Origin of the sequence: Psychrobacillus insolitus (assembly GCF_003254155.1) — a bacterium.
GTDB lineage: Bacteria > Bacillota > Bacilli > Bacillales_A > Planococcaceae > Psychrobacillus > Psychrobacillus insolitus.
The window spans coordinates 1-12051 of the sequence record NZ_QKZI01000019.1; the positions used below are offsets into that span (position 1 = coordinate 1).

10 protein-coding genes, 6 tRNA genes and 1 rRNA gene are annotated in these 12051 nt (G+C 36.6%); all 17 read right to left on the reverse strand.

Annotated features, from left to right (window positions below; translation table 11 throughout):
• Window positions 1-143: 143 nt before the first annotated feature.
• The 17 genes from C7437_RS17285 to rrf all read right to left on the reverse strand — a co-directional run bounded on the left by C7437_RS17285 (window position 144) and on the right by rrf (window position 11938).
• Window positions 144-323 (reverse strand): hypothetical protein, encoded by a 180-nt coding sequence (locus tag C7437_RS17285; RefSeq protein ID WP_245909331.1) that lies wholly within the window; start codon window positions 321-323, stop codon window positions 144-146.
• Between the two features lie 382 nt (window positions 324-705).
• On the reverse strand, window positions 706-2508 hold the full coding sequence (gene glmS / locus C7437_RS16420) for a glutamine--fructose-6-phosphate transaminase (isomerizing) (RefSeq protein WP_111441073.1): 1803 nt from the start codon (window positions 2506-2508) through the stop codon (window positions 706-708).
• Between the two features lie 455 nt (window positions 2509-2963).
• The gene (locus C7437_RS16425) at window positions 2964-3479 is read right to left on the reverse strand and encodes a type 1 glutamine amidotransferase domain-containing protein (protein ID WP_111441074.1); all 516 of its coding nucleotides are present in this window, start codon (window positions 3477-3479) and stop codon (window positions 2964-2966) included.
• A gap of 252 nt (window positions 3480-3731) precedes the next feature.
• Window positions 3732-5090 (reverse strand): phosphoglucosamine mutase, encoded by a 1359-nt coding sequence (glmM, locus tag C7437_RS16430; protein WP_111441075.1) that lies wholly within the window; start codon window positions 5088-5090, stop codon window positions 3732-3734.
• Window positions 5091-5154: 64 nt separating this feature from the next.
• The gene (locus C7437_RS16435) at window positions 5155-6132 is read right to left on the reverse strand and encodes a CdaR family protein (RefSeq protein WP_111441076.1); all 978 of its coding nucleotides are present in this window, start codon (window positions 6130-6132) and stop codon (window positions 5155-5157) included.
• On the reverse strand, window positions 6125-6961 hold the full coding sequence (cdaA, locus tag C7437_RS16440; protein WP_111441077.1) for a diadenylate cyclase CdaA: 837 nt from the start codon (window positions 6959-6961) through the stop codon (window positions 6125-6127). The genes C7437_RS16435 and cdaA overlap by 8 nt, the downstream gene beginning before the upstream one ends.
• Window positions 6962-7077: 116 nt before the next feature.
• Window positions 7078-7710 (reverse strand): zf-HC2 domain-containing protein, encoded by a 633-nt coding sequence (locus C7437_RS16445; RefSeq protein ID WP_111441078.1) that lies wholly within the window; start codon window positions 7708-7710, stop codon window positions 7078-7080.
• A 12-nt stretch (window positions 7711-7722) separates the two neighbouring features.
• Window positions 7723-8298 (reverse strand): RNA polymerase sigma factor SigW, encoded by a 576-nt coding sequence (gene sigW, locus C7437_RS16450; protein ID WP_111441079.1) that lies wholly within the window; start codon window positions 8296-8298, stop codon window positions 7723-7725.
• Window positions 8299-8448: 150 nt separating this feature from the next.
• A complete protein-coding gene (rocF, locus tag C7437_RS16455; RefSeq protein ID WP_111441080.1) occupies window positions 8449-9354 on the reverse strand; it encodes an arginase in 906 nt (301 codons plus the stop codon).
• A gap of 69 nt (window positions 9355-9423) precedes the next feature.
• The gene (locus tag C7437_RS16460; protein WP_245909332.1) at window positions 9424-10014 is read right to left on the reverse strand and encodes a GNAT family N-acetyltransferase; all 591 of its coding nucleotides are present in this window, start codon (window positions 10012-10014) and stop codon (window positions 9424-9426) included.
• A 112-nt stretch (window positions 10015-10126) separates the two neighbouring features.
• A tRNA-Ala gene (locus tag C7437_RS16465) sits at window positions 10127-10199 on the reverse strand.
• 19 nt (window positions 10200-10218) lie between these two features.
• A tRNA-Gln gene (locus C7437_RS16470) sits at window positions 10219-10293 on the reverse strand.
• A 10-nt stretch (window positions 10294-10303) separates the two neighbouring features.
• Window positions 10304-10387: transfer RNA gene (locus C7437_RS16475), tRNA-Tyr, on the reverse strand.
• A gap of 22 nt (window positions 10388-10409) precedes the next feature.
• Window positions 10410-10485: transfer RNA gene (locus C7437_RS16480), tRNA-Val, on the reverse strand.
• A gap of 185 nt (window positions 10486-10670) precedes the next feature.
• Window positions 10671-10743 (reverse strand) — tRNA-Thr (locus C7437_RS16485).
• A gap of 13 nt (window positions 10744-10756) precedes the next feature.
• Window positions 10757-10831, reverse strand: a tRNA-Asn gene (locus tag C7437_RS16490).
• Window positions 10832-11822: 991 nt separating this feature from the next.
• A 5S ribosomal RNA gene (gene rrf / locus C7437_RS16495) occupies window positions 11823-11938 on the reverse strand.
• Window positions 11939-12051 lie beyond the last annotated feature (113 nt).

Sequence of the window (12051 nt, forward strand, 5' to 3'; positions counted from 1 at the left end):
TCGATATAACCCTTCAATTTCTAGAAACATGAAACTGCCTGACCTTTACCGAAATTGTGTGACCACATTTCATTTGAGCCAGGAACGTTTCGCACCAACTACCGCGCCCATTACTACAATAAGATGAATTGATTTCGATATGACTAATCTTCTAAATCATATCCATAAATCGGGTTAATACATTCTAAGATGGTTACAATTGCATTATTGTATCCTGACATTTTTTCTACTTCCTTTTTATCATCGAATTCTTCATTTTCGAACTGTACTGCAAGTTTTTTTTTTATATTTAGATACTTATTTACAAATTCATTTTCCTTCATTTCTTTGACATCTGCCAATATTTCATTATAAGCCAGTATTTCACCATCATTATAATCTTTAAAGTCTATTTTATCGAATATAGTATTTGTTCTTGTGAAATGTATTTTTCTCTCAATAACATCTACTAAAGTAAATTGCGTCAGTTCTTTTCCCCGTTAGTTGAATAATGCAAATTTTATATCCTGAAATTTTCCTCAACCTTACAATAACATAATTTTTAATTAACTTGGTAAATTCCTCTATTCTATAAAAATATTCCTAAATGTTAAAAAGCACGACCCAATAAAACCTGGGTCGTGCTTTAAATTAAACTTTTCGATTGAACACGTCAGTACCCGACTTTGTTGTCATTTAACAACAACGTCTAAATCTAGAACTCTATTATTCTACAGTAACAGACTTCGCCAAGTTTCTTGGTTTATCGACGTCACATTCTCTATGCAATGCTGCATAGTAGCTGATTAGTTGCAATGGTACTACCGCTACAAGTGGTGAGAATAACTCATGTACTCTTGGAAGTACGAAGCGATCTCCTTCTTCATCAATACCTTCCATCGAAATAATACATGGGTTCGCACCACGAGCTACTACTTCTTTTACGTTGCCGCGAATATTCAGGCTAACAGCTTGTTGAGTTGCTATAGCAAATATTGGTGTACCTTCTTCAATTAATGCGATTGTACCGTGTTTTAATTCCCCACCAGCAAATCCTTCTGCCTGAATATAAGAAATCTCTTTTAATTTTAATGCGCCTTCTAAACTTACATAGAAGTCCACATTACGTCCGATGAAGAATGCATTTCTAGTTGTCGCTAAAAATTCTTTTGCGACTTTTTCCATTTCTACTTTCGAATCCACGACAGTTTGCACAGCATTTGCTGCGATACCAAGTTCTTTCACAACATCAAAATCCAAAGTTTTATTTTGAGATTGTGCGTAAACTGAAGCGGTTACCATTAATACTGCAACTTGTGCAACATAGGCTTTGGTTGAAGCAACAGCAATTTCCGGCCCTGCGTGTAGTAAAAGCGTATGATCTGCTTCACGTGAAAGTGTTGATCCTTTTACGTTTGTCATAGTAATCGTAGGATATCCTTTTTCCGTAATTTTCACCAGTACTTGTCTGCTGTCTGCAGTTTCTCCTGATTGTGTAATGAACATAAATAACGGTTTTTCAGAAAGTAATGGCATGTTGTAGCCAAATTCACTAGAAATATGCACTTCAACTGGAATACCAGCGACTTTTTCGAAATATTCTTTACCGATTAGACCTGCATGATAGCTAGTTCCTGCCGCGATAATATACAAACGATCAGCATCATGAAGTGCTTCTAAAATAGCTGGGTCAATTGAAAGCTGGCCTTGTTCATTTTGGTATGCTTTAACTATTTTACGGATTACAGCTGGCTGCTCATCCATTTCTTTTAACATATAGTGAGGATATGTTCCTTTTTCAATATCGCTCATGTCTAGTTCTGCTTTATAAGATGCACGTTCTACTATTGTTCCATCCAGTTTTTGAATTTCTACAGAATCCTTATGCACAAGTACGATTTCTTGGTCATGAAGCTCTACGTATTGTTCTGTTACTTGAAGCATTGCCATAGCATCAGAAGCTACTACGTTGAAGCCTTCTCCTAAACCTATAAGAAGTGGAGATTTGTTTTTAGCCACATAAATTGTATCTGCTGCTTCTTTATCGATAAGAGCAAGAGCGTATGATCCGTGAATTAGATGCAATGTTTTTCTTAGTGCATCTAACGTAGATAGACCGTCTTTAGAAAATCTTTCAATCAGTTGCACAATTACCTCTGTATCTGTATCGGAAGCCATATCAATTTCTGATAAATATGCTTTTTTCATTAAATGGTAGTTTTCAATTACGCCGTTATGCACAAGTGTAAAACGTTTCGTAGTACTTTGATGGGGATGGGCATTTAACTGATTAGGAACACCATGTGTTGCCCAACGAGTATGACCAATTCCAAGATTTGCATCTACGTCTTCGTCTACTACGTCACGTAAATCAGCAATACGTCCTTTTTCCTTGAAAATGATTACGCCATCTTTATTTAAAACCGCAATACCTGCTGAGTCATACCCACGATATTCTAATTTCTCTAAACCTTTTAATAGAATTTCTTTTGCATCTATTTCACCAATATATCCTACAATTCCACACATAATTTTTTCCTCCGTTACATTCAAGTCAAAACAAGTTTTATACATCTATTTACTTATTAAGCTAAGAATGCCTTCTTTTTCCCTTTGTCATCCGATCACTCGAATGGTTTCTGAAAAAGAATTACAACCGGGCAAATACGGTCGGGAGGTATCCGCCGAATGTTCGATAACCTCCACCTCGTCTGCTGAAGATACGTTTCGTCCAATTTCTTCAGCTCTGGCGCTATAATTGTTTTCCTTATTTTTACGCGCTTATCTTTCCTCCTATCTACGCGGTGACTTTAGTTCCAATGCAGAGATTGATCTTAAGTCAGCATTTTCATCATACAGAAAATGCTATTTTTAGTCAATAATAAGACAAAAACATTCAATAAATGTAAAAATGTACTAATAGTAAAATTAACACATAGAAAACCGCTATCAGATTAAAACTGATAGCGATTTTCTTTTACAATTTATTTAGCAAGTAATTTCACAATCTCTCTATTAAATGCTGGGAGGTCATCAGGTGTGCGACTTGTGACTAACTGATTTTGACATACAAATACTTCTTCATCATGAAATATTGCACCCGCATTTTCTAAATCTACTTGAATCGATTTGTAGCCTGTAGTATCCCTACCCTCTAATGTTTTTGCTGTTATGAGTAATTGTGGTCCATGACAAATTGCAAATACTGGTTTTTTAGCATCCATAAACGCTTTTGCAAACTGCACAAATCGATCATCAGCACGCAATATATCTGGAGAAAACCCTCCTGGAATAAATAAGGCATCAAAGTCTTCCGGTTTCACTTCATCAATACTATAATCTATCTTCACATTCGTTTTACCTTGTTTTCCAGTAACTTCTTTCCCTGCTTCTTTTTCAATTGTAAATACTTCATGACCTACATCTTTTAATGCCTTTGCTGGACTTGTAAATTCTACATCCTCAAACATATTTGTGATTAATGTTGCTACTTTAGCCATTTCCTCACTCCTTAATTGTTTGTTCCTTTATATTATTCCACAAAAAAAATTATATAAACATAAAGGAATTAGAAGGTTCTTTATCAAATGACATTGGTGAAGAATTTTAGTCGGCTATAATTGATTGATTTATCTGTCGCGGGACTGTCCAGAAAGTCAGTAAAACTGTTTTTTTGGAGTCTTTTTTTCTATAGCTAATCGTACAACTCAAAAACCACAAAAAGTCCGACACAAAGTCGGACTTCCCATTATTTATTCAGTTAAACCCATTTCTGTTTTAACTACATCAGCAATGCGGTTTACATAGCTTTCACATTCTTCTCGTGTTGTTGCCTCTACCATTACTCGAACAAGTGGTTCAGTCCCTGAAGGGCGAACAAGCACGCGGCCATTGCCTGACATTTCTGCTTCCACTTCCCCGATTACTTGAGCAACTTGTTCATTCTGTGTAACTGCATGTTTATCTGTCACACGAATATTTACTAATTTTTGAGGATATATAGTCATTTCAGCAGCAAGCTCTGAAAGTTTCTTCCCTGTTACTTTCATGATATTCACTAACTGTAAGCCAGTCAACAAACCATCTCCTGTTGTGTTGTAGTCTAGGAATATGATATGCCCTGACTGCTCCCCACCTAGGTTATAGCCGTTCTTTTTCATTTCTTCTACTACGTAACGATCACCAACAGCCGCTTTTACACTTGTCATATTATGTGCCTCTAATGCTTTATAGAAGCCCATATTACTCATAACTGTAGAAACAACTGCATTATTATTTAATCGGCCTTCTGTATTTAAATGTTTCGCGCAGATATACATAATTTGATCGCCATCTACAATATTTCCTTTTTCATCAACAGCGATTAAACGGTCTCCGTCTCCATCAAATGCTAATCCTAAATGTGCTCCTTTTTCTAGAACAAATTTAGCTAAGCCCTCTGGATGAGTGGATCCAACACCTTCATTAATATTTAATCCATTTGGTGAGGAACCCATTGTAGACAAATCTGCATCCAAATCAGCAAATACATGCATTGCAAGTGATGACGTAGCACCATGTGCGCAGTCTAAGGCTACATGTATACCAACGAATTCTTCATCCACCGTTTGTTTTAAGTATTGAATGTATTTTTGTCCGCCTTCAAAATAATCTGTTACAGATCCTACACCAGCTCCAGTTGGGCGCGGAAGATTATCTTCTTCGGCATCTAATAATTGTTCGATTTCTTCTTCTTGTTTGTCTGAAAGCTTAAATCCATCAGAACCAAAGAATTTAATACCATTATCGGCTACTGGATTATGTGAAGCAGAAATCATAACACCAGCATCTGCGCTTATTACTCTTGTTAGATAAGCAACTCCTGGTGTACTAATAACACCTAGACGCATTACTTCTACTCCAACCGAAAGAAGTCCTGCAACAAGTGCACCTTCAAGCATATGACCGGAAACTCGTGTATCGCGACCGATTAATACTTTCGCTTTATCTGCTGTTGCTGCTCCCTTAGTCAGTATAAAACCACCAATACGTCCTAATTTAAATGCAAGCTCGGGTGTTAGTTCTGAGTTTGCAACCCCTCTAACACCGTCTGTACCAAAATATTTTCCCATTTAATCTATCTCTCCTTAAAAAGTACCTGTTGTTCTTAATCTATTTCTATTCAGAAAGTGTCGTCTATTCCTCAGACAGTTCTTTCATAGTTGTTTCATCTTCTGTTGTTAAGTTTCCATTTACTTTAATCTTCTCTAATGATAACTTTGTTACACCTTCTGGAATCGCTAATTCTACATCAAATTCACCGGACTTTTCAAGCTTACTTACATCGACGTCTACAACTAACTTCTCTATTTTATCAACAATTGCACGTGGACCAAATAGTCTAATTTTTTCTACATCTGTGGATAAATTATTAATACTGACACCCTTTTTTGGAGTACCACTAGGTCGTAGGGAGAGTGATACTTCTCTACTATATTCTTCTACTTTTACTTGTACTTGTGCAGTTGCTGGTTCAATTAAAACATCTAATTTATTTAATTCCCGGTCAAGTACTCTTATATTTGCTTGTTGCTCGAAGGAATCGCTTATCCCTTCTTCGGTTACTATTGTTGCTTTTACATAACTTATACTTTCCACAATACTCTTAGCACCTGTTATAGTTACAACTTTCGGGTTTACATCATAAGATTTCACCACATAGTTTTTATCTATCATACTCTCGTTCATATCTGGCTCTACATCAATTTTTTTTGACATTTTTTCTTCTATGATCACATCAATATAAAAAGGATCAATCGTAACATTCAGTTTCTCAGGCAAGTTTTCATGAGAAATAGCAACTCTGTGTTCTCCAATTGGTAACTCTCTTAAATCGACAAATACTTTGTAGTCGTTCATAGCCTTAGTAGATAATATAAGTGATGAAGGTCCTTCAATATTTACTGTAACCGTTTCTGGAATACCTGTTACAACTAAGTTGTTTTCATCATAGTATGCCTCAACTGGTACATTGCGAAGAGCATCTATTGTTGTGCCTCCAGTGTTATTCAAATTTTCATTTTCTATTCCTGATTTTACAGTGAAGAACAGTAACATCGCTAGTGCAAAAGCGACCATTCGTAAAAACCATGGATTATCTATCATTTTATCCATTCTGTTTCCCCCTCCACAACCACTTAGAAGAAGTTACTTGTTCTGAAGTAGGTAAGAACCACAAACGTTTCAAGTGAGCTTCAAATTCTTCCATAGATAAATCTCGATGAAGATCACCATTTGAAGTTAAGCTTACTGCCCCGGTCTCTTCCGAAACAACAATTGTTATTGCGTCCGTCACTTCACTTAAACCAATTGCTGCACGATGACGTGTTCCTAGCTCTTTAGAGATAAATGGACTTTCTGATAGTGGTAAATAACAGCCAGCAGATGCAATTTTATCCTTTTGTAAAATCACTGCTCCGTCATGTAGTGGTGTATTCGGAATAAAGATGTTAATCATAAGTTCCGATGTGATATTAGCGTGTAAGGGAATACCAGTTTCTATATACTCTGTCAACCCAGTTTCCCGTTCGATTGATATTAATGCACCAATTCGACGTTTCGCCATATAACTAACGGATTTGGACATTGCTTGTAATAAACGTTCTTGCTCCTCTTCCAACTGCATGGTACTTCTTGAAAAAAGTTTTCCTCTACCTATCTGTTCAAGTGCTCTACGAATTTCAGGTTGGAATATAATAATAATAGCTAATAAACCAAAATTAATTACTTGATCAAGCAACCAACCTAAAGTGTTCATACCAAAAAAATCGGTAATAACCTTAGCAATAATAATTACAAATATCCCTTTTAATAATTGAACCGCTTTCGTTCCTTTTATAAGGGTGATTAATTTATATATAACAAACCAGACAAATAATACGTCTAAAATGTTAATAACCACGTTTACTGGCATTAATGCAGTAAACTGTTCCATAAACGACACGTGGCATCCCCCACTTTTCATTACAAATTCATATATATTTAGTATAACATAGTTGAGTAATTCTCTGTTTTTTTAAACAATAATATCTAACCCATATTTAGGATAAAACACCTTAGTTATTCTGACTCTTCATCTCTTTCAAATAATGTAAGAACTTCTTTAGCCCCATTTTTCATCTTAAACCAAAGCCAATCAAACGCTTGGTTAATCTCCTCTGTTTTCCCTGTGATAACAGCGGTAGAAGCCATATATTTAGAACCATTAATAATGGTTAAATCCCCGTCAAGCTCTCCGTCGATTTGCACATTTCCATTTTTTACAACAAGATCTCCCTTAACAACTTGTCCTTTAGGTATGATAACCGTTTCTCCCTCTATGATAACGTTCTCCTGCTTAGTGAAAGAGAACTGTTGTTCATCATTAAAGTTGGTAAAAATAGTACTACTCATGAATAAAATAAATAGAGCAGCTGCAGATAGCATAGGATGTTGACGGAACCATCTACTAAAACCAGCATGTGACTTTTCTTTTGGTAGTCTAGCCATTACCGATTCAGTAAAATAACCGGGAGCTTCAACATGAGCCGCTCCTTTCACAAAAGCAACTACATCACTAAGCTCATGCATATGTGCTTGGCAATCAAAACATGATTGCAAATGAGATTTGAGTTCCAGCTCATGTTCACGACTAATTTCACCATCTAAATAATCATGCATCAAGTGAACAATTCGTTCCGGACATGCATTCATCGTGATTCCCTCCTACAAGTAATGGGGCTGTTTGCTTAGCTGCTTACGAAGCGCTTCACGCCCTCTATGGATTCTAGTTTTTACTGTTCCAAGCGGTAATTCTAATATCTCGCTTATTTCCTGCAAAGATAATTCTTCCATATATTTCAAAACAATTGCTGTTCGATACTTATCAGGTAACCTACTAATTTCATATTGTATTCTATCTTGAAGTTCTAACTTCATCAACTCTTCTTCTGGAAGATCATCAGAAGCAGCAATTTGCGAATACATATTGAGTCCTTCTGTTCCTTTTACTTCTGCATCTAAAAAATAATCCGGTTTTTTCTTCCGAATTCGATCGATGCATAAATTTGTAGCTATTCTATATAACCAAGTGGAGAATTTTCTTTTTTGATCAAACGTATGTATGTTTATGAATGCCCTTACAAAGGCTTCTTGCGCAATATCTTCCGCTTCATGCCTATTTCCTAACATTCGATAACATACTTGAAACAGCCTATGTTGATACAGGTCGACAATTTCCGCGAATGCGTCTTTGTCACCCTTAAGAACCTGCTTTACTCGTTTATTTACTAACGCATCCATCGTTAATTTCCCCCCGCTCCATGCGGCTGTCTTACCTATACGTAAAAAAGTATCGACAGGTTTCAGATTTTTTATATTACTTTAAGTCTATCAAATATGTATCCTATTGTGTTATTTAATCCAAAAAAAAAAGCAGACGATTGTCTGCTTTTAAATGAGGCTTTCACCAAACAAGGAACCCATTAATCCAACAGCAACGTCTGCCGTCTTATTCTTTTCATCTAGTATTGGATTTACTTCTACAAATTCAGCGGAAGTGATTAAGCCGGAAGAGTATAACATTTCCATTGCTAAATGGCTTTCACGATAATTTATCCCACCAGGTACTGGCGTTCCAACTCCTGGCGTGTAAAGTGGATCTAATCCATCCAAATCTAATGACAAATGCACACCATCAACTTTACGCTCTCTTAGATATGAAATTGCTTGATTCATTACTTCTGTCATGCCAAGTTTATCAATTTCATGCATCGAAAATACTTTAATACCTTTTTCTTTGATCAGTTCACGTTCTCCTGGATCTACAGAACGTGCACCAATAATGATGACATTTTCTGGCTTGATTTTTGGAGAGAAAGAACGAATATTAACTAAATCGTCATGCCCTAAACCTAAACTTACAGCAAGTGGCATTCCGTGTATATTCCCAGTTGGAGAAGTTTCTTCTGTATTTAAATCAGCATGCGCATCATACCAAATCACACCAAGGTTTTCATATCTATCCGCTAGTCCCGCAAGCGTACCTATTGCAATACTGTGATCCCCTCCTAAAACAAGAGGAAATTGGCCTTGCGTTAAAACTTCATGCACTTTTTCAGCCAAAGCTAAATTAGCCTCAATTACGTCCTGCAAATTTCGAAGATGTGTGTTTGGTGTTTGCTCTTTTCTAGCATGGCTGATTGCAATGTCACCCTCATCTTTTACATTATGACCCAAAGCCTCTAAACGTTCTACTACCCCTGCATAACGAATAGCACTTGGTCCCATATCAACACCGCGTCTATTTTGACCAAGATCCATTGGTACCCCAATAATAGAGAAATTTAATTTCTTCAAAGTCTATACCCCCTTTTAGTTCATACATATAGTGTAAGTCTAAAGGAGAGTTGGCTCAACCAAGCAACATCATGAATATTTATTCAGTAATTGAATTAGATTATCTTTTACTTCCGGCCATTCACTTTCAATAATAGAATATACAACTGCATTTCTCACGGTACCATTTGATCGAATACGCTCGTTTCGAAGAACACCTTCTTTTACCCCGCCTATTCTTTCAATTGCTCGCTGTGAGGTGACATTTAACTCATCCGTCTGAAATTGTACACGAATCATTCCTAGTTCCTCAAAACAGTGCTTTAACAACAAATATTTACACGTTGTATTTACATGAGTTCGTTGATACTTGTCCCCATAAAAAGTTGAACCAATTTCACATATATGATTTACTTGATCAATTTGATAAATACGCGTTGTACCCATGATTTCTTTTGTTTCTGTGTGTTCGACCACGTATGAGAGAGCAGTCTTAGCAACTTCCATTTGTTGAATGCCTATTTGTAGCCACTGTTCTAGGTGCTCATAACTTTCGACTTTATTCAACATAAACTGAAAAATTTTTGGATTGTAAAGCTCCCACAAGTATTCGATATCCGATTGTTCCAATGAACGTAATGTTACATCCCCATATACAATTATTTCATCCAATTTCGACACCTCACTTTTTTATTTCATCATAATCGAAAGATTGGTGTACTGAAAAGAATTATTTTTGGACAAAGAAAAAAACCTCTCCATTTAGAAAGGTTTACGGTGATTTCAAAAATTATGGAGCCTAGCGGGATCGAACCGCTGACCTCCTGCGTGCAAGGCAGGCGCTCTCCCAGCTGAGCTAAGGCCCCGAAAGAAATTTAATTTAAATGGCTGGGGTACCTGGATTCGAACCAGGGCATGATAGAATCAAAATCTATTGCCTTACCGCTTGGCTATACCCCAATAAAATAAATGGTGGAGGGGGGCGGATTCGAACCGCCGAACCCGAAGGAACGGATTTACAGTCCGTCGTGTTTAGCCACTTCACTACCCCTCCAAAGGATATGTATAAAATTAAATGGTGGAGGATGACGGGCTCGAACCGCCGACCCTCTGCTTGTAAGGCAGATGCTCTCCCAGCTGAGCTAATCCTCCAGGCTATAATCCAATCTTTTAGAAAACCAGACAAGAACAATCATATCATACTCATTAATTTTAGACAAGTAGTTTTTTAATTTTTTTCATAGTTGGTCATAAATTATTTACTTGAGATTTCCAAAGTATAAGAAAAACAACCTTCGTATGCATCAAGAACCACTTCACATTATCAATTTGAATTAAGCTTCCAACCGGATTTGAACCGGTGACCTCTTCCTTACCATGGAAGCACTCTACCTACTGAGCTATGGAAGCAAAGACAAAAAAATGGCTCCTAAGGTAGGACTCGAACCTACGACCAATCGATTAACAGTCGATTGCTCTACCACTGAGCTACTTCGGAATGTTTATCTAATTAAAGTACAAATCTAATTATAACAAGGGTTTTCTAAAATTCAAGCTTATTTCCATTTTTATATAACTATATTGTCACTTTTGAAGATGGTTTTGTCTCACTTGTCCGTATTCATACAATTTTACATATTATTATTCTATATTTCTTTTTACATAAATGATTAGTGAGTAAAACTCCCGGGCGCGTCCTCTAAGAAGCGAACCAAAAAACTTTGGCTGACACGGCTATGAATCATCAAAGATAAATTAGACATAATCATTGCTACACGTGAAATATTTCTATTTAATTTATTAGTCATGATTTATAAAATATAGCAAAATGACTATACGACTTATCCAAAAATAAGTGCCAAAAGTGACTTTTCTCCTGATTTTGCACTTATTTTAAAATATGTCGTATGTCAGTTTTGCGCATTTATGAGATTGGAGACTTTTTTTGTGGAGGTTCGTTTAAGCAGCGCTTTCTTATCAATGAAACTCTTATACTTTCGGTTGTACAATATAATGACATTGGTAAAATAAGATCCTGATCCACGCTGATTTTCGTTCCGAGCGGACGCTTTCTGTGGGGTCTCACCTGTCACGCTAATCCCACTGGAGTCGCCGCTCGGAACGAAAATCAGATAAGTGAATATAGGAAACATAAGTTCGAACAGATATAGAAAACAAGTAACATTCCCTGTAGAATAAAAGTCGACCAAAACCATTATCCAAGAGAAAACTCACTTATTAAACTCTAATAGTATTAAATCTATACTTGATATTCAAGAACTAAACATTACTTTTGAAGAAAACTTCATAAAAAAGACTGCCGCAAAAAATCAGTTTTACTGACTTTCTGGACAATCCCATGACAAATAAATAAATCAGTTATAGCCGACTAAAGTTCTTCACCAACGTCATTTGGCAAAGAGCCATACTTTCTTATCTTACAAAAAAAGGCCGTTACCGATTTCTCGGTAACGACCTTTTTTTATAGTGCCTAGCGACGTCCTACTCTCACAGGGGGAAACCCCCAACTACCATCGGCGCTGAAGAGCTTAACTTCCGTGTTCGGGATGGGAACGGGTGTGGCCTCTTCGCCATCGTCACTAGACAATGAGTGCTTGTTCACTCAAAACTGGATAAAAGACATTGATTTTACGTATTCATTATTTGGTTAAGTCCTCGATCGATTAGTATTCGTCAGCTGCACGTGTCGCCACGCTT